The organism is Streptomyces sp. B21-105, from assembly GCF_036898465.1.
Taxonomy (GTDB): Bacteria; Actinomycetota; Actinomycetes; order Streptomycetales; family Streptomycetaceae; genus Streptomyces.
Window position 1 is genome coordinate 7,326,010 of record NZ_JARUMJ010000001.1, and the last position, 21,404, is coordinate 7,347,413.

General features: G+C 72.8%; 20 protein-coding genes. 8 read left to right on the plus strand and 12 right to left on the minus strand.

What is annotated here, in order from left to right:
* The first annotated feature begins 56 nt into the window (after positions 1 to 56).
* Both hemG and hemQ read left to right on the plus strand, forming a co-directional pair.
* A complete protein-coding gene (gene hemG, locus QA802_RS32870; RefSeq protein WP_334530388.1) occupies positions 57 to 1,514 on the plus strand; it encodes a protoporphyrinogen oxidase in 1,458 nt (485 codons plus the stop codon).
* A gap of 5 nt (positions 1,515 to 1,519) precedes the next feature.
* On the plus strand, positions 1,520 to 2,251 hold the full coding sequence (gene hemQ, locus QA802_RS32875) for a hydrogen peroxide-dependent heme synthase (protein ID WP_334530391.1): 732 nt from the start codon (positions 1,520 to 1,522) through the stop codon (positions 2,249 to 2,251).
* A 154-nt stretch (positions 2,252 to 2,405) separates the two neighbouring features.
* Here the strand turns inward: hemQ and QA802_RS32880 are convergent, their stop codons facing one another.
* The 4 genes from QA802_RS32880 to QA802_RS32895 all read right to left on the minus strand — a co-directional run bounded on the left by QA802_RS32880 (position 2,406) and on the right by QA802_RS32895 (position 7,802).
* Positions 2,406 to 3,992, minus strand: a complete 1,587-nt coding sequence (locus QA802_RS32880) for an alpha/beta hydrolase (RefSeq protein ID WP_334530394.1) — start codon at positions 3,990 to 3,992, stop codon at positions 2,406 to 2,408.
* A 262-nt stretch (positions 3,993 to 4,254) separates the two neighbouring features.
* Positions 4,255 to 4,974, minus strand: coding sequence for a DUF4142 domain-containing protein (locus QA802_RS32885; protein WP_334530397.1), 720 nt, complete (start codon positions 4,972 to 4,974; stop codon positions 4,255 to 4,257).
* Positions 4,975 to 5,357: 383 nt separating this feature from the next.
* A complete protein-coding gene (locus QA802_RS32890) occupies positions 5,358 to 6,866 on the minus strand; it encodes an MbnB/TglH/ChrH family RiPP precursor modification enzyme (protein WP_334530400.1) in 1,509 nt (502 codons plus the stop codon).
* Positions 6,867 to 7,100: 234 nt separating this feature from the next.
* The gene (locus QA802_RS32895) at positions 7,101 to 7,802 is read right to left on the minus strand and encodes a peptidyl-tRNA hydrolase (RefSeq protein ID WP_334530402.1); all 702 of its coding nucleotides are present in this window, start codon (positions 7,800 to 7,802) and stop codon (positions 7,101 to 7,103) included.
* A gap of 37 nt (positions 7,803 to 7,839) precedes the next feature.
* Between QA802_RS32895 and QA802_RS32900 the strand changes: the two genes are divergently transcribed.
* A complete protein-coding gene (locus tag QA802_RS32900) occupies positions 7,840 to 8,703 on the plus strand; it encodes an ATP-binding cassette domain-containing protein (protein ID WP_334530405.1) in 864 nt (287 codons plus the stop codon).
* Positions 8,700 to 9,371 (plus strand): ABC transporter, encoded by a 672-nt coding sequence (locus QA802_RS32905; RefSeq protein WP_334530408.1) that lies wholly within the window; start codon positions 8,700 to 8,702, stop codon positions 9,369 to 9,371. The genes QA802_RS32900 and QA802_RS32905 overlap by 4 nt, the downstream gene beginning before the upstream one ends.
* A gap of 148 nt (positions 9,372 to 9,519) precedes the next feature.
* Here the strand turns inward: QA802_RS32905 and QA802_RS32910 are convergent, their stop codons facing one another.
* The 8 genes from QA802_RS32910 to zapE all read right to left on the minus strand — a co-directional run bounded on the left by QA802_RS32910 (position 9,520) and on the right by zapE (position 17,446).
* Positions 9,520 to 9,708 (minus strand): hypothetical protein, encoded by a 189-nt coding sequence (locus tag QA802_RS32910; RefSeq protein ID WP_334530411.1) that lies wholly within the window; start codon positions 9,706 to 9,708, stop codon positions 9,520 to 9,522.
* A 111-nt stretch (positions 9,709 to 9,819) separates the two neighbouring features.
* Positions 9,820 to 10,788 (minus strand): polysaccharide deacetylase family protein, encoded by a 969-nt coding sequence (locus tag QA802_RS32915; RefSeq protein ID WP_443042210.1) that lies wholly within the window; start codon positions 10,786 to 10,788, stop codon positions 9,820 to 9,822.
* 153 nt (positions 10,789 to 10,941) lie between these two features.
* Positions 10,942 to 12,315, minus strand: coding sequence for an alkaline phosphatase PhoX (locus QA802_RS32920; protein ID WP_334530414.1), 1,374 nt, complete (start codon positions 12,313 to 12,315; stop codon positions 10,942 to 10,944).
* Positions 12,316 to 12,404: 89 nt separating this feature from the next.
* A complete protein-coding gene (locus tag QA802_RS32925; protein WP_334530417.1) occupies positions 12,405 to 13,376 on the minus strand; it encodes a slipin family protein in 972 nt (323 codons plus the stop codon).
* 206 nt (positions 13,377 to 13,582) lie between these two features.
* On the minus strand, positions 13,583 to 15,067 hold the full coding sequence (locus tag QA802_RS32930) for a SulP family inorganic anion transporter (RefSeq protein WP_334530420.1): 1,485 nt from the start codon (positions 15,065 to 15,067) through the stop codon (positions 13,583 to 13,585).
* Positions 15,068 to 15,075: 8 nt separating this feature from the next.
* A complete protein-coding gene (locus tag QA802_RS32935) occupies positions 15,076 to 15,657 on the minus strand; it encodes a carbonic anhydrase (RefSeq protein WP_334530423.1) in 582 nt (193 codons plus the stop codon).
* A 90-nt stretch (positions 15,658 to 15,747) separates the two neighbouring features.
* Positions 15,748 to 16,155, minus strand: coding sequence for a hypothetical protein (locus tag QA802_RS32940; protein WP_334530426.1), 408 nt, complete (start codon positions 16,153 to 16,155; stop codon positions 15,748 to 15,750).
* Between the two features lie 184 nt (positions 16,156 to 16,339).
* On the minus strand, positions 16,340 to 17,446 hold the full coding sequence (zapE, locus tag QA802_RS32945; RefSeq protein ID WP_334530428.1) for a cell division protein ZapE: 1,107 nt from the start codon (positions 17,444 to 17,446) through the stop codon (positions 16,340 to 16,342).
* 37 nt (positions 17,447 to 17,483) lie between these two features.
* Between zapE and QA802_RS32950 the strand changes: the two genes are divergently transcribed.
* The 4 genes from QA802_RS32950 (at position 17,484) to msrB (ending at position 21,282) form a co-directional block, all read left to right on the plus strand.
* Entirely contained in the window at positions 17,484 to 18,479 is a 996-nt protein-coding gene (locus QA802_RS32950) for a pyrimidine reductase family protein (protein ID WP_334530431.1), read from the plus strand.
* Between the two features lie 189 nt (positions 18,480 to 18,668).
* On the plus strand, positions 18,669 to 19,142 hold the full coding sequence (locus QA802_RS32955; protein ID WP_173985757.1) for an indole-3-glycerol phosphate synthase: 474 nt from the start codon (positions 18,669 to 18,671) through the stop codon (positions 19,140 to 19,142).
* Positions 19,143 to 19,478: 336 nt separating this feature from the next.
* Positions 19,479 to 20,864, plus strand: a complete 1,386-nt coding sequence (gene murC / locus QA802_RS32960; protein ID WP_334530434.1) for a UDP-N-acetylmuramate--L-alanine ligase — start codon at positions 19,479 to 19,481, stop codon at positions 20,862 to 20,864.
* A 13-nt stretch (positions 20,865 to 20,877) separates the two neighbouring features.
* Positions 20,878 to 21,282, plus strand: a complete 405-nt coding sequence (gene msrB / locus QA802_RS32965; protein WP_334530437.1) for a peptide-methionine (R)-S-oxide reductase MsrB — start codon at positions 20,878 to 20,880, stop codon at positions 21,280 to 21,282.
* Positions 21,283 to 21,404 lie beyond the last annotated feature (122 nt).

Here is a 21,404-nt window from a genome sequence, read left to right on the forward strand (position 1 = left end):
CGGGGAGGACACCGGGGCCCGGCGGCGGTGTCGGTGCGGTCTGAGAGAGTGGGGACATGAGCGCAAGGGGTACGGGCACGGGGCAGCACGTCGTCGTCGTGGGAGCCGGCATCGCCGGACTGGCCGCCGCCCACCGGCTGCTCGGGCGCGGGGCCCGGGTCACCGTGCTGGAGGCGTCGGACCGGGTCGGGGGCAAGCTGCTGCCCGGCGAGATCGCGGGCGTGCGCGTGGACTTCGGCGCCGAGTCGATGCTGGCGCGTCGGCCCGAGGCGATCGCCCTCGCGCGCGAGGCGGGTCTCGCCGACCGTCTGCAGCCGCCGGCCACCGCAGGCGCGTCGATCTGGAGCCGCGGCGCCCTGCGCCCCATGCCCAAGGGGCACGTCATGGGCGTCCCCGGCACGGGCGACGCCCTGTCCGGCGTCCTGTCCGAGGAAGGCGTCGCCCGGATCGAGCGCGACGCCGACCTGCCCCGCACGGAGATCGGGGAGGACGTGGCGGTCGGCGAGTACGTGGCCGCCCGCCTGGGCCGTGAGGTCGTCGACCGCCTCGTCGAACCGCTGCTCGGCGGGGTGTACGCCGGGGACGCCTACCGGATCTCGATGCGCTCGGCCGTCCCCCAGCTCTTCCAGGCGGCGCGCGAGCACACCTCCCTGACGGAGGCCGTCCGCGGGATCCAGGCCAAGGCCGTCGCCAACCAGCAGACCGGGCCGGTTTTCATGGGGATCGAGGGCGGCGTGGGTTCCCTGCCGCTCGCGGTCGCCGGGTCCGTCGAGGCGCGCGGCGGAGAGATCCACACGCGCGTGCCGGTGAGCGGCCTGCGCCGCGATGCCGCGGGCGGCTGGCGCGTCACCGCCGGGCAGCGGGTGCTGCACGCCGACGCTGTGATCGTCGCCGTCCCCGCACCGGCCGCCGCCGGACTGCTGGCCCCCGAGGTTCCCGGCGCGGCGGCCGAGCTGCGCACGGTGGAGTACGCCTCCATGGCGCTGATCACCCTGGCCTACCGGCGTGCCGGCACCACCCTGCCCGAAGGGAGCGGCTTCCTCGTCCCGCCCGTCGACGGACACACCATCAAGGCGTCCACGTTCGCCTCCCAGAAGTGGGGCTGGATCGCCGACGAGGACCCGGGCACGGTCGTCCTGCGCACCTCGGTGGGGCGCTACGGCGAGACGGAGATCCTCGGCCGCGAGGACGCCGACCTGGTCGCCGTGTCCCGGCACGACCTGCGGGAGGCCACCGGTCTGGCCGCCGCGCCCGTCGAAACCCGCGTCACCCGCTGGATGGACGGGTTGCCGCAGTACCCGGTGGGCCACCACGCGCGCGTGGCCCGCATCCGCCAGCACGTCGCGAAACTCCCCGGCCTCGCGGTGTGCGGCGCTCAGTACGACGGCGTGGGCATCCCGGCCTGCATCGCGAGCGCGTACGCCGCGGCCGACCAGCTCGGCGGCGACCTCGGCGCGGTACGGGCCCTCGCGGCCGACCCGGTGCAGAGTCAGCACGGCGGAGCGGGAGAATGAGAACCATGAGTGACGACGCCTCCACCACCGAGCCCGGCAGGATCCCGAACAAGGGCAAGCTGGCCAAGGACCTCAACGAGGTCATCCGCTACACCCTGTGGTCCGTCTTCAAACTGAAGGACGCGCTTCCCGAGGACCGCGCCGGCCTCGCCGACGAGGTCCAGGAGCTGTTCGACCAGCTCACCGCCAAGGACGTGACGATCCGCGGCACGTACGACCTGTCCGGTCTGCGCGCCGACGCCGACGTCATGATCTGGTGGCACGCCGAGACCGCCGACCAGCTCCAGGAGGCGTACAACCTCTTCCGCCGCACGAAGCTGGGCCGCGCCCTCGAGCCGGTCTGGTCGAACATGGCGCTGCACCGCCCCGCCGAGTTCAACCGCTCGCACATCCCGGCGTTCCTCGCCGACGAGACGGCCCGCGACTACGTGAGCGTCTACCCCTTCGTACGCTCCTACGACTGGTACCTGCTGCCCGACGAGGACCGCCGACGCATGCTCGCCGACCACGGCAAGATGGCCCGCGGCTATCCGGACGTCCGCGCCAACACGGTCGCCTCGTTCTCGCTGGGCGACTACGAGTGGATCCTGGCCTTCGAGGCCGACGAACTGCACCGCATCGTCGACCTCATGCGCCACCTGCGTGCCTCGGAGGCCCGTATGCACGTCCGCGAGGAGGTCCCGTTCTACACGGGCCGCCGCAAGTCCGTGGCAGATCTGGTAGCCGGGCTGGCCTGACCCCTCTGAGAGCCACCTGGGCCGTGTCGACGTGCGGCGGGCGGGGCTACGTGGACCGTACCGCCAGGCGGCGGCGCCAAGTGGACCGTGGGGCATGCGGCGGGGCCGCGTGGGCGCGACCGGCCCCACGCGGCCCCGCCGTCGTCCGACGGCTTTATCGTGACGCGAGCGGTTTCGGCTCCGCGTGCGCCGCGCAGGCCGAGCGCCGGGCCGGGAGCCGTCCCTCCAGCAGATACGCCTCGAGGTGCCCGTTGACGCAGCGGTTGGGGCCCCCCGCGATGCCATGGGTGCCGGCGTCCCGCTCCGTCACCAGCACCGACCCCGACAGGCGGCGGTGCATCTCGAGCGCCCCGTCGTAAGGCGCGGCGGCGTCGCGTTCGGCGGCCAGGATCAGCGTCGGCGGCAGCTCGCCCGGCCCCGTCCGCACATCGAGCGGCCGTTGCCGGGGCGCAGGCCAGTACGCGCAGGGCAGGTTCGCCCACACGTTGTCCCAGGTCTCGAACGGCGCGACGCGCGCGAGGCGCGTGTTGTCGCGGTCCCACACCTTCCAGTCCGTCGGCCACGGCGCGTCGTTGCACTCCACGGCCGTGTACACGGCGTTCGCGTTCTCCGCCTCCGTCGCGGCGCCCCGCACCGGAGCGGCCTGCGCGATCAGCTGCTTCGGGTCGCCCTTCAGATACTCCGACAGCGCCTGCGCGCGAGCGGGCCAGTAGTCGTCGTAGTACCCGGCCTGCAGGAACGCGCCCTGGAGCTGGCCCGGCCCGACCTTCCCGCCGGCCGGCTCCGCGGACAGCCGGGCCCGCGCCCGCTCATAGCTGACCAGCACCTCCTCCGCGGTGTCGCCGAGGCCGTACACGTCGTCGTGCGCGGCGATCCACTCACGGATGTCCGTCCAGCGGCTCTCGAACGCCATCGACTGGTCGAGGTTGTTGCGGTACCAGATCTGCGCCGGGTCCGGGTTCACGGCCGCGTCGAACACCATGCGCCGCACGTGGGAGGGGAACAGCGTCGCGTAGACCGCCCCGAAGTAGGTGCCGTACGACGCGCCCATGAACGTCAGCCGTTCCTCGCCCAGCGCGGCCCGCAGCACGTCCAGGTCGCGGGCGTTGTTGAGCGAGTTGTAGTGCCGCAGCGCGCCGCCCGCCCGCTTCGCGCAGCCCCGCGCGTACGCCTTGGCCTGCGCGATGCGCTCCCTTTTGTACGACTCCGAGGGATGCGTCGGCGCGGGGGAGGGGCCTTTGAAGAAGCGCTTGGGGTCCTGGCAGGACAGGGGCGCCGAGCGGCCGACCCCGCGCGGGTCGTAGCCGACGAGGTCGTAGGCCGCGCCGATGCGCTTCCACTCCGGCAGGAGTCCGATCAGCGGGAAGTACAGTCCCGAGCCGCCCGGTCCGCCCGGGTTGAAGACCAGGGCGCCCTGCCGGGGGACCCGGTGTTTGCTGTTGTGCGGGTCCCGGTGGGTGGCCTGCACCCGGCTGACGGTCAGTTTGATCTGCTTGCCGTCCGGACGGGCGTAGTCCAGTGGTACGGCGACCGTGCCGCACTGCATCGCGGCGGGCAGCTCCTCCGCCTCGGCACAGGCCCCGAAGGCGGCGCCCTTCGCCGCGGCCCGTGCGGCGGCGAGCGCCACGCCGGACGCCGGGGAGTGTCGAGGGGCCGGGCCCGGGACGCCGCCCGCCGGAACGGCGGAGAGGGCGGTCAGCAGCAGGGCTCCTGCGGCCGAGTGGAGGGCGGCGGCTCTCATCGGGGTCCCTTCGATGCACGGCGGCGACAGAAGGGATGTTTGGTGCGGTGGTGGGGGAAGGCAAGCACCGGTGACGAGTGTCGGCGCCAATGCCCCCTGTGCGCCCCCGACTGGTGCAGCGCGCCCCCATCCGGGCGGGGCCCGCTCACCCGGAGTCAGGTTCTGGGGCCGGGGGCGGCGGACTGGACGCGGGCGGCGGAAGCGGCCAGGGGGAGCGGGCGGCGGGAGCGGCTGGGGGAGCGCGTACGTGGGATGCGGACGGCTACGTGGTGAGCGGCACGACCGGTCCGGGGTCGGTCGTCGGACCCGGTGGGGCGGGTGAGCGGCTCAGGGGCGGCGTGACGTCGGCGGCCATGTCCCGGGCGAGGGCGTCGAAGTCGACGTACCCGGTGGCCTCCAAGACCTTGATGTGGTCCAGCACGGTGGTGTTGGCGTCGTCGGCGAGTGCCCGGACCAGGGAGTTGCGGGTGCTAGCCCGTACCTGGGCGACGACGGAGAACACCCGGCCGTGCGCGAGACGCAGGGTGTTGGCGAACTGCCAGTCGTACTGGCGGCCCTGGGCCGCGGTCAGCTCCCTCAGCCAGCCCTGCTGTTGGTCGGTGGGTTCGTTCGGAAGCGGGAGGCCCAGCTGGGAAGCGACGGCGCGGACCCGCTCGTCCAGGAACGCGTGTCCCTCGACGAGGTGCCGGCCCGCCGTGCGCACCGCCTCGGCGGTGCCCTTCGTCTCCGCCTCGCGGCCGGCGGGCAGCTCCCACAGTCCCGCCAGCCGGACCTTGGTGACGAACTCCCGGTCCAGCGCGGACAGCGGGCCGTACTGGGTCGACACGGTCTGCGCGTTGAGCAGGTCCACACCGCTGTCCGCCCGGTCGGTGTACGACCAGATCGGGAAGACCAGCGCTGCGAGGGTGGCGGCCAGGCACGTGATGATGAGCCCGGTACCGCTGAAGATGCCTCTGCCCTGGACCGGGGGTCGCGGTCGCATGGTGCCTCCTGCTTGCGGCACTGCACGCAAGTGCGCTTCGGTGGTGGAACTGGATGTTCTGGAATGTTACTGCGCCGGTTGTGTGAATTTCCGTCCACCGGTGAACAGTTGGATCCCGGGCATACCAGGTGAAACGGAGGGTGTGGGCGGGTGGTGAAAGTGGGGGAAACAGGCGGTAAACGGTTGATGGCCGTGTCGAGCGGCGACCGGTGTTAACCCCGGCACACTTCGGGCGTTCGCCCGGGGGCGGGGGCGGGGGCGGGGGCGGGGGCGGGGGCGGGCGGGGCGGGGGCGGGGGGCCCAGGGTGACGGTGTGGGAGGCATCGGCGGTTTCAGCGGGGTCGGCTCCGGCCGCGGCGAACCCGGCGGTGTTGGATTCCGCCTCACCGGCGGATCAGCGACCGCCCCACCTGCCTGAGCCCTGGCCCGAGGCCGAGTCGCGACGTAGGGCGCGGGGCGGGGCCTGAGCGGTCCAGCCACCAGCGGCGCAGGTCGCGGCGGGCACGCCCCTCCGCGGGGCGGCCCTCCCGCAGGAGCTGCGCGGCGAAGTCGAGGGCGTCCTGACGGTAGCCGCCGTGCATCGGGTGACCCTGGGCGTAGGCGACGAAAGCCGATCGGTAACCGCTTCCCAGGATCAACGGAAGCTCCGGCGCCACCTTCGCCACCACGTCCGCCCGCTTCGCCGCCAACGCTCGCGCCTGGACGCCGAGTCGCACTCGGTCGAAACCCTCCGGAACCGGTGTCCCGGCGACCAGCGCGGACAGCAGGGCCGTCTGGGCGAGGCCGAGACGCTGGCGGACGGCCTCGCCGGAGGCGGTCCGCTCCGGCGTCCCGGCACCGGCGTCGGCCGTGGCGCCGGCTGCTTGCGCACCTTCGGCGCAGACGGTCGCAGTGGTGGCAGAGGCGGTGGTCGGGGCTGTGGCGGTCGCGGTTGCGGCGCCGGCTCCCGCCGCGACGGCCCCGGTCGTGACGGCCCGCTCCGCAGCTCCGGTCCGAGCCGGGACGGCGGTCCGCGCGGCCCTCGGCACGACGTGCGCGTCGGCGTGCACCGTCGCGCCGCGCATCGCCGCGCCGAGCGCCACAGCCTCCCGGATCGCGCCCAACTCCCGCTTCAGCTCCGACGGTTCGGGGAAGTTCTCGTCCCGCTCCAACAGCACTCCCGGCGGCGACACCCTGGACGCGAGGTCGGTCAGGACGTCGAGGACCGGCCGGGGCACCGGATGGGCGTGACTGTCGTGCCAGACGCCGTCCCGCTCGAACCCGCCCGCGACATGGACGTAGGCGATGGCCTCCAACGGCAGTTCGGCGAGCGCCTTGGCGGGATCCTCACCCCGGTTGACGTGGTTGGTGTGCAGGTTGGCCACGTCGACGAGCAGGCGCACCCCGGTGCGGTCGGCCAGCTCGTACAGGAACTGCCCCTCGGTCATCTCCTCGCCGGGCCACGCCACCAGCGCTGCGATGTTCTCGACGGCCAGCGGGACGGGCAGCGCCGCCTGCGCGATGCGCACGTTCTCGCACAGCACGTCGAGCGCGTCCCGGGTGCGCGGCACGGGCAGCAGATGCCCGGCCTCCAGCCGTGCGGACGCCGTCAGCGGACCGCCCGCGCGGACGAACGCGATGTGCTCGGTGACCATAGGGGAGCCGAGGGCCTCGGCCCGCTCGGCGAGAGCGGTGAGCCGGCCCGCGCCGGGGCGCTCCGCGTCGCCGAGCCCGAGCGAGACGCCGTGCGGGATCACGGTGACCCCGCGTTCGCGCAGCCGCAGCAGCGAGCCCGGCAGGTGGCCGGGACACACGTTCTCGGCGACGGCCTCGACCCAGTCGATGCCCTGCATGCGCTCCACGGCGTCCGCGATCTCCGGCCGCCAGCCGATCCCCGTTCCCAGTCGCACCATGGTCCCCCGCCTCCTTCGTCCCCCTGCACGGTGACGGTGATATGACCCCGCGGTCCGCGCCCGAACCGCGCCCGGCCCTGCTTCAGAGCAACATTTGAGGTTCGGCACGGCAGGACGCCGGGGGGCGGGGGCCGGGCCTCGATGCGACGTGGAGGCCGCGAGGCCGCGAGGGGGCGAGGGGGCGCGGAGGGTCGGGGTCGGGGGGCAGGGGGGGAGCGCGGAGAACGCGAGGGATCAGCGGGCGCGCAGGGCCGGATGGTCCGCGACGACCGTGCAGCTGCCCGGCGCGATCTCGGTGAACCCCGCGTCCCGGACCAGCGGCAGTCCGGCCGCCGTCAACTCGGACCAGCGCCGCGGCGGTGCGGTCCGCACGGCGAGCGGAAAGCCCTCCTCGCGCCATGCGGCCCGCTCCGCGTCGGACAGCTCCCACCAGGCGAGCTGAGCGCCGTGCCCGGCCTGCGCCATCGCCTTCCCCGCCGACATGTCCACCTCGGGGCTCATCCACAGCACGACAGTCCCCGGCTCCACGGCGCCGGGCGGCTGCGGGTCGTCGAGCTCGGTTCCGGAGACCTGGAGCTTCGCCAGCTCCTTCGGCCAGCCGTCCAGCGGCACGGGCGGGAACACCCGCACCTGTGCCGACTTCCCGGTGACGGTGATGCCGGGCAGCTCCGCCGCCCGCCGCCACTCCGCCCCCCGGGCCCGCCGCACCACCTTGCGGATCCGGGCGTCCTGCCAGTCCCGCATGACCTGAGCCCACTCCCCGTCCCCGACGGACCGCTCGTCCCCGAGCATGACGAGCACGGCCCGCGCGGCGGTCTCCAGGGCGTCGACGCGCGCGGGGGGAGCGGACTTCTCCACCTGCACGACGAGGGGCAGCACGAACTGCGGTGCCCGGTCACGGGGGTTCGGCTCGGTCTGGAACGGACTCTCACTCACCCGCGCAGGCTACTGGACCCGCGAGAGGATGTTCCTCATGGAACGCGATCTACGCCTCGAGGGGGTGGGCCGCCGCTACGGCTTACGCGGCCCCTGGGTGCTGCGCCACGTGACCCTGCGGCCGGAGCCCGCCACGCTCACCCGCGTCGCGGGCGGCAACGGGACCGGAAAGTCCACCCTGCTGCGCCTGCTGGCCCGCGTCGACGCCCCCACGGAGGGCAGGGTCACCGGCCGCCCCCGCACCGCCTACGTCCCCGAACGCTTCCCCGCCGCCCTCCCGTTCACGGCCGCCGGCTACCTCACCCACCTCGGCGCGGTGCACGGCCTGTCCCGCCCGGCCGCAGAGCGCGCCGCGGACCACTGGCTGGACCGCTTCGGCGCCGGAGCGCACGCCGCCACCCCCATGAACCGTCTGTCGAAGGGCAGCAGCCAGAAGGTCGCCGTGGCGCAGGCGCTCCTCGCCGAACCCGAACTGCTGATCCTGGACGAGGCGTGGACCGGCCTGGACGCGGACGCGCGGCCCGAGCTGGAGCGGGCGGTCGCCGAGCGGACGGCGGCCGGCGCGGCGGTCGTCTTCGTCGACCACGACCCCCGCCGCCTCGCCGCCGCCACCGACGTCGTACTCACCGTCCGGAACGGCGCTCTGCACGCGCGCGTGGACGCCGACCCCGGCCCGGACGCCGCGCCCCTCGGCCCGCACACGACGGTCGAGGTGCACGGTACGGCCGTGGCCCTGCCGCCGGACGCGCTCCGGTTGGCCACCTCGGCCGAACGGACGGCCGAGCGCCGCCACCGGCTCACCGTCCCTGTCTCGCACTCCGACATCCTGCTCCGCGCTCTGCTGACCGCCGACCCGCCGTGGCACGTGGTGAGCGTCCGTCAAGAAGAGAGCCGCCCGTGACCGCCCTGCTGCGTTACCAGAGCGCCCTGCTGGTCCGTTCGCAGCGCTGGCTGCCGCCGTTCCTGCTGTACGCCGTGTTCCTGGGCGTCGGCGTGCAGGGCGGCCAGCCGCTGCTGGACTCGCTCGGCTATACGGCCGCGTTCCTGCTGCCGGTGGCCGCCTGGCTGGTGCGGATCTGCGTCTCCAACGAGCCGCCGGCCGCCCGCACCGTCGTCGCCGCAGCGGTCGGGCCTGCGCGGGCCCATCTGGCCTGTGTGCTGGTCGCACTGTCGGCTGCCGCCGCGTTCGGCGTGGCGGCGACCGCGCTCGTCACCGTCGTCAGCGACCCGGTCGGCAGCGATCACCAGCGGCGTGTCCCGGTCGTCGAGGCGGCCGGCGCAGGCCTGCTCGCCGTCCTGACCTGCGCGCTGCTCGGCGCTGCCGTGGGCGCGCTCACCGCCTGGCCGGTGCTGCGTTCACCCGGCCGGGCGGTCCCCGCGCTGCTCCTGGCGGCTCTGCTGGCGCTGGTGGTGAGCGGGTCCCCGGCGCACGCGGCCGTCAGCGGCCTGGTCGGCGGTTCCCGGACGGCCACCGTCCACCTGCCACTGTGGCCCACGGCTACGGCGGCCCTGCTGAGCGCGGCCGCGATCGCCGCCGCCTGCGCGCTGACGTCCCACCGGTCGCCCTGACCGGGACTCGGCACTGGCCGGGCATCCGACCGCACGGCGGGACACGGGGCGTGCGGGGGCACGGGGCGTGCGGGGGGCGTGGGGCGTGGGGCGTGGGCACGGGGCGCGGTCGCGCGGGCCGGTGGGTACTCGGCGGACCAGCGGGTGGTCATCCCGAGCACGCGGTCCGCTGCGCCTCCTGCCACTCGCACACCGGACACAGCGTGATGCCCTTGTACGAGTCCGGGTACTCCGTCGGTTTGCGGCACTGCACGCAGTCCGCATACGGCGGTCCCTCGGCCCGGGGCGGCCGGGTGGCGTCGATCAGGCAGTACTCACGCTCGCTGTCGTCGCTCATGAATCCAGCGTACGGATCCGGCGTACGGAACTCCTGTGGGCCTCCGGAGCGGAGCACAGACCGGCGGGCGGGCGAGTGGGTCGGGTGCGGCCCAGTCGCCGCCCCCGCACGTCATCGACGCGTGCTCGCCGCTGCGATCAGTTCGGAAACCTTTACGAAGCGGTATCCGCGCCTGCGCAGCTCCGGGACGATCGTGCGCACCACCTGCTCGGTCGTCGGGGCCGCGCTGCGGGTGCAGTGCATGACGACGACCGAGCCGGGTCGCACACCGTCCAGCACCTGCCGGGCGACGGCGTCCGCGTCGGTGGCGAACGCGTCCCCGCTCACCACGTCCCACTGCACCGCGGTCACGCCGGTGCCGCTCACCGCGCGCAGCGCCCGGCTGTCATAGCAACCGCCGGGGAAGCGGAAATACGGCATCGCGTTCGGCACACCGGCCTTGCGGAACGCCGTGTAAGCCCTTTCGACGTCCGCTTTCATCCGGTCCTCGGGGACGGTCGGCAGGCCGTAGCAGTCGCCGGTGAAGGCGTGATGGCTGTAGGAGTGGTTGGCGATCTCGAACCGGGGGTCGCGGCCGACCGAGCGGGCCTGGCCGGGGTACTCCTCGGCCCAGCGGCCGGTCATGAACACAGTGGCGGGCACTTTCAGTTGGCGCAACGCCGCGATCAGCCCGGGGTTGTCGAAGCGCTCGCCGGCCGCCGCCCGAGCCCCCTGGTCGGCGGTCATGTCGGCGTCGAAGGTGAGGGCGACCGTCTTGCCGGCGGCGTGGGGCGCACTGCGGAAGACGGGGGTGAGGCCGGCCGGACCGGGGGCCAGGGTCGGGGGACGGGAAGGAGCGGAGGGGGTGGAAGCGGAGGGAGCGGCGGGGGTGGAAGCGGAGGGAGCGGCGGGGGCGGAAGCCGGGGGTGGGGCGGGGCTCGTGGCGGTCGTGGGCGTTGTGGGCGTCGTGGCCGAGGTGGAGGCGGGGGCGGCCGGACGGGCGGCCACCGGGTGCCCGGGGGTGCCACAGCCGGTGAGGGCGGCGAGAGCGGCGGTGAGGAGGCAGAGAGGGGCGGCCTGACGACGCACAGGAAGGATCATCGTATGAACCTACGGGGGACGCCCGGTGGTCGATGCGGAAATATGACCGCAGCTTCGATGTCGTCACCCGCCCGTGCGCCCCGGTGGATCGTCCGGCCGCGCCGCCGCTCGCCGCCGCTCGCCGCCGGGACCCCGGGACTCACGCGAGCATGGTCAACGCCGCCAGGGGCCCGTCACGGCGAACGTCGTCCCAGGGGTGTAGCAGTTGACGTACATCGTGTCGCCGTCGGGGGAGAAGGTGACCCCGGCGAACTCGCCCCACTCGGGCTCCTCGGGCGTGCCGATGTTCTGGCGCCCCCGCGCCATCGCGTAGACCTCGCCGCCCCTGGTCACGCCGAAGACGTGTTGCGCACCGTTGCCGTCCTCGCAGACCATCAGGCCGCCGCTGGGCGCGAGGCAGATGTTGTCCGGGGATTCGCCGGGCAGCTGCACGTCCGTGTCCGGGCCGAAGACGACGACGAGGGTGAGACGGCGGCGCTCCGGGTCGTAGCGCCAGATCTGACCGAAGTGGTCGGCCGCCGAGCCGTCCGCCCCGCGCGCGAACGACGACACGAAGTACACGCACCGCCCGCCCCAGTAACAGCCCTCCAGCTTCTGTGCGTGGGTGATGCCCTTCGGGCCGAAGTCCTGCAGCCGGATCGGGGTTTCGGCGGCGAGGGGATCCGGCACGTCGACCCATTCGACGCCTTCGAAGACATGGCCCGTGTCCTGGATGGAGGACAGGTCCGGCACTCCGGGCACCCGCATCGCCTGCAGCCGGCCACCCGCACGCAGCGAGCCCACCCCGCCCAACGGTTTCTCCGGCAGGAAACGGTAGAAAAGGCCGAACGGCTGAAGAAACGCGTCCTCCGTTTCGTAAACGATTCCGCACTGCGGGTCGACGGCGATCGCCTCGTGCTGGAAACGGCCCATCGCGGTCAGCGGCACGGCTCCGGTGCGGCGCGGGTCGGACGGGTGGACCTCGAAGATGAAACCGTGATCCTTGGTGTAACCGTTTGTGCCGGCTTTGTCCTCGGTCTCCTCGCAGGTCAGCCAGGTGTGCCACGGGGTGGGTCCCCCCGCGCAGTTGACGGCCGTACCCGCGATCGCGACCCGCTCGGAGAGCACCCTGCCCCGGGAGTCGAGCGTCAGAGCCGTACAGCCGCCCTTGCCGGCCGGGTCGTACGTCAGGCCCTTGACGGTGGGGACGGGACGCGCGGCGGTGTGACGGTTCTCGTGATTGCGGACCAGGTGCACGCGGCCGCCCTGCCCCGGGAGCGCCGTCATGCCGTCGTGGTTCGAGGGCACCGGGCCCTCACCGGAGCGCAGCGGGTCGCCCTCGCGGGACAGGACCCGGTAGCGGAAGCCCCTGGGGAGGTCGAGCAGGCCGTGCGGGTCGGGGACGAGGGGGCCGTACCCCTCGTGACCGAGGCCATGCGCGGCCGCTGTGCCGGCGAAGAGGTCGGAGAGGGCGCCGGTGAACGCGATGCTCGCGCCGACCCCCAGCGCACCGGTGCCGGCGAGGATCTGACGTCGTGTCGCAGACATGGGAAAACCTTCCTGCTGGCGGACAGGACTGTGATCCCGCTGTGTCTATCACCCGCGGTGCGCCCCGGGAACCACGCACGGCGCAGGTGTCACTCGTCGGCAGCCTCAGGAGGCGGTGGAGGCGGTGGAGCAGGCGGCGGCTGCTGAATCTGTTGCGGGAGCGGTTGCTGCCGCTGCGACGGTTGCGTAAACGCTTGCTGCTGATGCTGTTGCGTAAACGATTGCCGCTCAGGATGGTGCGGGAGCGGTTGTTGCTCGGAGTGTTGCGGAAGCGGTTGCTGCTCCGGCTGTTGTGGAGGCGGTTGCTGCGCTTTCTCCAGGAAACGCAGCAGCTCGACCGGAAACGGCAGCACCAGCGTGGAGTTCTTCTCCGCGGCGACCGCCACCACCGTCTGCAGCAGCCTCAGTTGGAGTGCGGCGGGCTGTTCGGACATCTCCGCGGCCGCCTCGGCGAGTTTCTTCGACGCCTGGAGCTCCGCGTCGGCGTTGATGATCCGCGCCCGGCGTTCGCGGTCGGCCTCGGCCTGACGGGCCATCGAACGCTTCATGGTGTCCGGCAGGGAGACGTCCTTGATCTCGACCCGGTCGATCTGCACGCCCCAGCCGATGGCCGGGCTGTCGATCATCAGTTCCAGGCCCTCGTTGAGTTTCTCCCGGTTGGACAGCAGGTCGTCCAGTTCGCTCTTGCCGATGATCGAGCGCAGCGAGGTCTGTGCCATCTGGGAGACGGCGAAGCGGTAGTCCTCGACGTTGATGATCGCGGCCGGCGCGTCCACCACGCGGAAGTACACGACCGCGTCGACCCGCACGGTCACGTTGTCGCGAGTGATGCCTTCCTGGGCCGGAATGGGCATCGTCACGATCTGCATGTTGACCTTGCGCAGCCGGTCCACCGCGGGGACGACGACGGTGAACCCGGGCTGGCGGACGTCGCCGTGCAGCCGGCCGAGCCGCAGGACCACCCCGCGCTCGTACTGCTTGACGACCCGTGCGGCGGCCCCGAGATACACGAGGCCTCCCGCGGCGACCGCCGCGGCCGCGCCCAGCAGCTCCTCGAGCATGTCGACCTCCTCGACCAGAGGTCCGATTGAGCTGGTCTGTCTACTCCTGTAACGATATGCCCGCCGTCTGGTCCGGGGCCATGCCCGGGGCCCCGGACCAGACGACGGACACGTCCGGTGTCAGCCGGCCGGGGCCGGCCCCGTCGCCGCCTCCGCGGCAGGCCGCGCCGTCACCGACCTCGTGACTTTCACCGAACCGGTGACCTTCACCGGCTCGCCGTGACCTTCACCGGTTCGGTGCCGTGGTCGCTGTGGCGTTCCGCCCAGTTCTCCAGGGCGGTCCGGCAGGCGTGGTCGAGGTGGTGCAGGCCGGACAGGTCCAGCTCGACCGGCCGGTCCTGCGGGAGGGACTCCAGGCTGTCCAGGATCTTCGGCAGGCGCAGGAAGGTCGCGTTGCCCGACAGGTACGTCTGCACCGGGCCCGCTCCCTTGTCCACGATCTCGAGCCGGATGTGCGAGGCCTCCCAGGCCGTCTTGACGACCGCCAGCGCGAGACCGATGAGGACGCCCTCGAACATGCTGACCACGACGATCGACACGGCCGTGACGACCAGGATCAGCGCCTCGCCGGGGTGCTCGCGCCACAACGCCACGAGCGACCGCACCGGCACCAGCTTGGCGCCCGCGTGGACGAGGATTCCGGCCAGCGCCGGGATCGGGATGTACGCCAGCAGATCCGGCAGCAGGGCCGCGAACAGCAGCAGCCACCCGCCGTGCAGCACGCGGGACGCCTTCGTCCGCGCTCCCGCCTGCACATTGGCCGCGCTCCGGACGATCACGGCGGTCATCGGCAGTGCGCCGAGCGCGCCGCAGACGGCGTTGCCGGCGCCCTGCGCCATGAGCTCCTTGTCGTAGGCGGTGCGCGGGCCGTCGTGCAGCCGGTCCACCGCCGCCGCGCTGAACAGCGACTCGGCGGACGCGATCAGGGTGAACGCGACGATCGTGCCGAGCAGAGCGACGTCCGCCAGATCGCCGAAGGCGGCGAGCGGCGGGGGCTGGACGGACTCGAGCAGACCCCGCACCTCGACAGTGGCCACCGGCAGGTCGAACAGCAGGGCGGCGAGCGTGGCCAGACCGACTGCGGCGAGCGGGCCGGGCACGGTGCGGACCTTCGCCGGCAACCGCTTCCACAACATCAGCACCGCGACCGTGCCCACGCCCAGTGCGAGCGAGGCGGAGGCGGCGGCGCTGCCGAACGCGTCCGCGACCGCTTCGGGCAGCCCGGCGATCTTCTCCGGACCGGACTCCGGCGCCTTGGCGCCGACCGCCGCGTACAGCTGACCGGCGATCAGCACCAGGCCGATCCCGGCCAGCATGCCCTCGACGACCGACACCGAGATGGCACGGAAGTAGCGGCCCAGCCGCAGCGCGCCCATGGCGAGCTGCAGGGCGCCCGTGGCCAGCACGATCACCCCGAGGGCCGGCAGGCCGAACTCCCGCACCGCCTCGAAGACCAGCACGGTCAAACCGGCCGCGGGACCGGACACCTGCAGGCTGCTGCCCCGCATGAGCCCGGTGACCAGGCCGCCGACGATGCCGGTGACGAGCCCGAGCTCGGCCGGCACGCCGGAGGCCACTGCCACGCCGACGCACAGCGGCAGCGCGACGAGGAAGACGACGAGAGAGGCGGCGAAGTCCTGCTTCAGGTGCGGGAACCGGGATATGTGCCCGGTGGGCTTCTGGTGCGTCATGGCGGCGCTCACAGGGCTTCGAAGCCGTCGGTGTCGACGCGGTGTTCGCGGACCGCGCCGGTGTGCACCTCGTAGTACCAGCCGCGCACCCGCAGCCGGCCGTCGGCCAGCCGCTTCTCCACGCACGGGTAGGAGTGCAGCCGCAGCAACTGGGCGAGCACGTGGTTCTGGACGGCGCGCATGACCGTCGGGTCGTCGGGATCGGCGGCGCCGGGTTCGCCGGCCGCGTGGGCGAGCCAGTCGCGTACGGCGGGCACCCCGTCGAGGTCGTCGCCGCGCACCAGCGCGCCGACGGCGCCGCAGTGCGAGTGGCCGCAGACCACGACGTCCTGGACGCCGAGCACCTCCACGGCGTACTCGATGGTGGCGGCCTCGCCGGTGGGGCGGTCGGAGCCGTAGGGGGGCACGATGTTGCCCGCGGTGCGCAGCTCGAAGAGCTCGCCGGGCCGGGCGCCCGTGATCAGGGCGGGAACGACCCGCGAATCGGAGCAGGTGATGAAGAGAACCTGCGGGGACTGGCCTTCGGCGAGCCTGGCGAACTCCTCAGGGCGCTGTCCGAAGGTACGGGCGTTGTCGATGAGGGGCTGCATGACGTGGTGACTCCTCCTGGCGCGCCGTGGGGGCGCGTCGGACGTGCAGGACATGAGGACAGGTGGGGGCTGTTGCTCTGTTCTGCTCGCTCAGCAGCGGAAGACCTGAAGTGCCGCCGGGGAGTGGGACGTCGAGGATCTGGACGCGCGGTGCCGGGGATCGCCGGGCCGGGCCTGCCGGTGACCGGCCGCGGGGTCCTGCGTCGGCGATGCGCGCTCGGACTCGTGGGGAGCCGAGGCGGCGCCGGCGGTGACGCGCAGGCGATCGCGGGTGCGACGAGGGTCGGCGGGACCGCCGGGAAGCTTGCAGTCACGCGAGGTGACCTTCTCCTGGCGCGGCGTCTTGGCGGAGAGTTTGATTCCGGGCTGGGTCTTGGCCTCGAGGTGACGCACCGTGTGCGCGGTTGCGAAGGGCGACGCCGGTGCGAAGAACGGGAGGGCCAGCAGGAGCGCGGCGAGGAGAGAAATTCCGGCACGGGCCGACCTACCTCGGAACATGCGCCTCCCTCCGGCTGTCACACATCTCCAGTCCGGACCAACGGTTGGTCAACGACTGGTCAAGAAACAAGGTAACCCTGCAAAGTTGTTTGCAGGGTTACCTCGATGTTTCCTGATGAAGTGCGCCTCAAAAGAGCTGGACGCGTGGCGCGAACCGGCTCTTGACCCGGGCGGCCAAGATCGCTTACTGGGGCTTGACGAGTGACTTGGCGTCGCGGGCCAGCGCGGTCAGCCGGGATATCGCGCGGAAGTACTTCTTGCGGTACCCGCCGTTCAGCATCTCCTCGCTGAAGAGCCGGTCGAAGGGGGCTCCCGAGGCCAGCACCGGGACCTCGCGGTCGTAGAGCCGGTCGGCCAGCACCACCAGCCGCAGCGCTGTGGACTGGTCGGGCACCGGCTGCACGTCCGTGAGGCAGACCGCTTTCAGGCCGTCGGCCAGCGCGCCGTAGCGGCTCGGGTGGACCTTCGCGAGATGCTCCAGCAGGTGCGGGAAGTCGTCGAGCGAGGCGCCCTCCGTGGCGTACGCGGTCTTCGTCACCTGCTCGTCGGAGTAGGGGGCCGGAGCCTCGGGCAGGCCGCGGTGTCGGTAGTCCTCGCCGTCGATGCGCAGGGCGCGGAACTGCGCCGACAGGCCCTGGATCTCCCGCAGGAAGTCGGCCGCGGCGAATCTCCCCTCGCCCAGCTTGCCGGGCAGCGTGTTGGAGGTCGCGGCGAGCGCCACACCGGCCTCGACCAGCTTGCCGAGCAGTGTGGAGACGAGAACGGTGTCGCCCGGGTCGTCCAGCTCGAACTCGTCGATGCACAGCAGGCGGTGCCCGGAGAGCGTGCGCACCGTCTGCTGGAAACCCAGGGCGCCGACGAGGTTGGTCAGCTCGACGAACGTGCCGAATGCCTTGAGGGCGGGCTCGGCCGGGGTCGCGTGCCACAGGGACGCCAGGAGGTGGGTCTTGCCGACGCCGTAGCCGCCGTCGAGGTAGACGCCGCGCGGCCCGACGGGCGTGCGGGGCGTCCTGGGCCGGCCGAAGCCGAGGAACCCCCGTCGGGCGGCGCCCGTGGCGTGTGCCCCGCCGAGTCCGGCCGCGAAACCCTCCAGGGCGCCGACCGCCTGCGTCTGGCTGGGCTGGTTGGGGTCCGGGATATAGGTGCTGAAGCGGACCGAGTCGAACCGCGGCGGCGGCACCATCTCGGCGACCAGCCGGTCCGCGGGGACGTGCGGCTGCCGGGCGCAGAGGGAGGCCGGCGACGCGTCGGCTATCGGGCGGAGGCCGGGGGCGGCGGAGGAGGACGACACGGTTCCCCATGCTACGGGGCGTGCCAGACTGCCTGACATGCGACGGCTGTTCCCTGTGACCGACCAGACAGCGACGACCGGCTCCGGCGGCGGCCCGCTCGGGGCGCGCGGCGAGGGAGGTGAGGCTGCCGAGGACCGTGAGTGGAGCCTCGACGAACTCGCCGAGGCGTACGCCTACCCGCAACCGGATCTGCAACCGCATTCACAACAGCAAGCGGATCCGCAACGGCAACAGCAACGGCAAGAGGTTCCGCAACGGCAAGCGGATCCGCAACGGCAACAGCAACGGCAAGCGGATCCGCAACAGCAACCGGATCGGCAACGGCAACCGCATCCACAACCGGATTCGCAGGCCCGTCCCGGCGGGCCGCGGCCCTGGCTGCGGGCCAACATGGTGTCCACCCTCGACGGCGCCGCCCAGCACGACGGGCGCTCCCAGCCCATCTCCACCGCCGCAGACATGCGGATCTTCGGCACGCTGCGAGGACTCGCGGACGTGGTGGTCGTCGGCGCGGAAACGGTCCGGATCGAGGGGTACCGCCCCGCACGCGCGCGTGCGGAGTTCGCGGCGCGGCGTGCGGCGGCCGGACAGGCGCCCGCCCCCGCTGTCGCGGTGGTCACCGCCGGCCTCGATCTGGACTTCTCGCTCCCGCTGTTCACGTCGCCGCTGGTCCCGACCCTGATCCTGACGGGCGCGGCGGCCCCGCCCGGCAGGGTCGCGACCGCGGAGAAGGCGGGCGTGCGGGTGGTGATCGCCGGGGACGGCATGGGCGTGGAGCCCGCCCGGGCCGTGCAGGCCCTCGGCGAGCTCGGACACACCCGGCTGCTGACGGAGGGCGGGCCGAGGTTGCTGGGCCAGTTCGTCGCCGCCGGGGTACTGGACGAGCTGTGCCTGACCATCGCCCCGATGCTCACCGCCGGCGACGCCCAGCGGATCGCGGACGGGCCGTCGGTCGCGGTACCGCAGCGGTTCGCCCTGGCGTCCCTGCTGGAGGAGGAGGGTTTCCTGTTCGGCAGGTACCGGCGGCCGTGACCCCGGAAACAGGTTCGATCGCCGCAGACGGTCCGCATCGGTGGAGTCGTTCGTTCCGTTTGACGTCCGGCGGGCACACTGAATCTCGCGGTACCCGTGCGATCACGGGGAAGGATGGTTTCCGCAGGGCCGCGAACGGCCCACGGAGGACAGAGGGCCACGGGGGTCCTCGCAGAGAATGGGGCGCCGGTGTTCACAAGCGTTTTGATGATCGAGAAGGCCCTGACATCCGCCGACGTGGAGTTCGTCACCACCTTGCACGGGGACGAGCAGGTCGCCTTCCACGTGCTGCTCCAGCCGCGCGGCGACCAGGCGGACCGTCTGCTGAGGGCCATCGACGACGTCGCTCTCGGCGAGCTGGACGAGGCCGCGCGTGAGCGCGAGACGCCGGAGGGGGACGAGGCGAAGGGCTTCGGCGTGCGCGCGCTGGAGGTGTCGCTCCAGGCGCTGCAGGCCTCCGGCAGCCCGGCGGTGGGGCGCCTGGTGGAGGACCATCCGCTGGACGCGCTGAAGTCCCTGGTGGCCGAGGTGGGGGCGGACGAGGTGATCGTGCTGACGGATCCGCACTACGTGGAGGAGTTCTTCCACCGGGACTGGGCCTCCCGGGCCCGGCACAAGGTGGGCGTCCCGGTGCTGAAGCTGTTCTCGCACAGCAAGGCGTAGCCGGCCCACCGCGGGGCGCGCGGTCATCCGCGCCGCGCGGTGTGCCGGATGCGGCGTGCGGGGGACCGTGCGTGCGGGGCACCGTGCGTGGCGTGGCGCGGGCGGCGGGGTGACGGTGCCGGCTGTGGTGTCGGCTTCGGTGCCGCTGCCGTGTCGGCGTCGGCTTCGGTGCCCGCCGGGGTCCCGGGGGTGATCCGTGGCGGGGCGGGTGCGGTTCCGGCTGTGGGTCGTACCGGGTCGGGTCCGGGTTTCTCCGCGCCCCTGGGGCCGTGCGGCCGGCCCGACCCCATAGGCTGGGGCGCGTTCACCGTCGTAGCGCACCCTGGAGACACGCACATGGCACCCGGCCTTCCTCCCGCCATGGACCGACCGCACTTCATCGGCATCGGCGGGGCCGGGATGTCCGGGATCGCGAAGATCCTCGCGCAGCGGGGGGCGAAGGTCGCCGGCAGTGACGCCAAGGAGTCGCAGACCGCGGCGGCGCTGCGGGCACTCGGGGCGACCGTGCACATCGGGCACGCCGCAGAGCACCTGGCCGACGACGCGAGTTGTGTCGTCGTCTCGTCGGCGATCCGCGCGGACAACCCCGAGCTCGCCCGCGCGGCCGAGCTGGGCCTCCCGGTCGTCCACCGCTCGGACGGGCTCGCCCGCCTGATGGACGGCCTGCGTCCGATCGCCGTCGCCGGCACGCACGGCAAGACGACCACCACGTCCATGCTGGCCGTGTCGCTGTCCGAGCTCGGTCTGCACCCCTCGTACGCGATCGGCGGCGACCTGGACGCGCCCGGTTCCAACGCGCTGCACGGCGAGGGCGACATCTTCGTCGCCGAGGCGGACGAATCGGACCGCAGCTTCCACAAGTACGCGCCCGAGGTCGCCATCGTCCTCAACGTCGAGCTCGACCACCACGCGAACTACGCCTCGATGGACGAGATCTACGAGTCCTTCGAGACCTTCGCCCAAAAGATCGTGCCCGGCGGCACCCTGGTGATCGCCGCCGACCAAGAGGGCGCGCGGGAACTGGCCCGGCGCGTCGAGGGCGTGCGCACGGTGACCTACGGCGAGGCCGAGGACGCCGACGTGCGGGTGCTGTCCGTCGTCCCGCAAGGGCTGAAGAGCGAGGTGACCGTCCTGCTCGACGGTCAGCAGCTCACCTTCACCGTCTCCGTGCCCGGCCGCCACTACGCTCACAATGCCGTCGCCGCGCTGGCGGCGGGCGTCGCGCTGGGCGTCCCGGCCGCCGAGCTGGCCCCCGCGCTCGCCGCGTACACGGGCGTCAAGCGCCGGCTGCAGCTCAAGGGCGAGGCGGCGGGCGTGCAGGTCGTCGACTCCTACGCCCACCACCCGACCGAGATGACGGCCGACCTCGAGGCGATGCGCGCGGCGGTCGACGACGCCCGCATCCTCGTCCTCTTCCAGCCGCACCTGTTCTCCCGTACGCAGGAACTGGGCACGGAGATGGGGCAGGCGCTGGCCCTGGCGGACGCCTCCGTCGTCCTGGACGTCTACCCTGCCCGCGAGGACCCGATCCCGGGCGTCACCAGCGAACTGATCATCGACGCGGCGCGGGCAGCGGGCGCGGACGTGACGGCCGTCCACGACAAGGACGAGGCGCCCGCCGTGATCGCGGGAATGGCGAAGGCCGGTGATCTCGTTCTCACCATGGGCGCGGGTGACGTGACGGACCTGGGCCCGCGCATTCTGGACCGTCTTTCCCAGTGAGGGGCTGAGGCTCATGTCGTACGACGTCGAGAAGCCGGACGAGCAGTGGCGGGCGGAGCTGACGCCGGCCGAGTACGCCGTCCTGCGCCAGGCGGCGACCGAGCCCGCGTTCACCGGTGAGTACACCGACACCAAGGCCGAGGGCGTCTACTCGTGCCGGGCCTGCGGCGCGGAACTGTTCACCTCCGACACCAAGTTCGACTCGCACTGCGGCTGGCCGTCGTTCTTCGACCCGAAGGACACCGACGCCGTGGAGCTGATCGAGGACCGTTCGCACGGGATGGTGCGCACCGAGGTGCGGTGCGCCCGGTGCGGGTCCCACCTCGGACACGTGTTCGCGGGCGAGGGCTATCAGACCCCGACCGACCAGCGGTACTGCATCAACAGCGTGTCCCTGCGGCTGACGACGCAGGACTGACGCCGCTGTCGCTGAGGTGACGGGCCTGCAGGCGTGACGGGCCTGGCGGCGGTCGGCGCCGCTTCGGCGGAGGGCTTACGGCGTTCGTCGCGCCGTGTGAAACCGTGTGGAGCCGGTGCGGT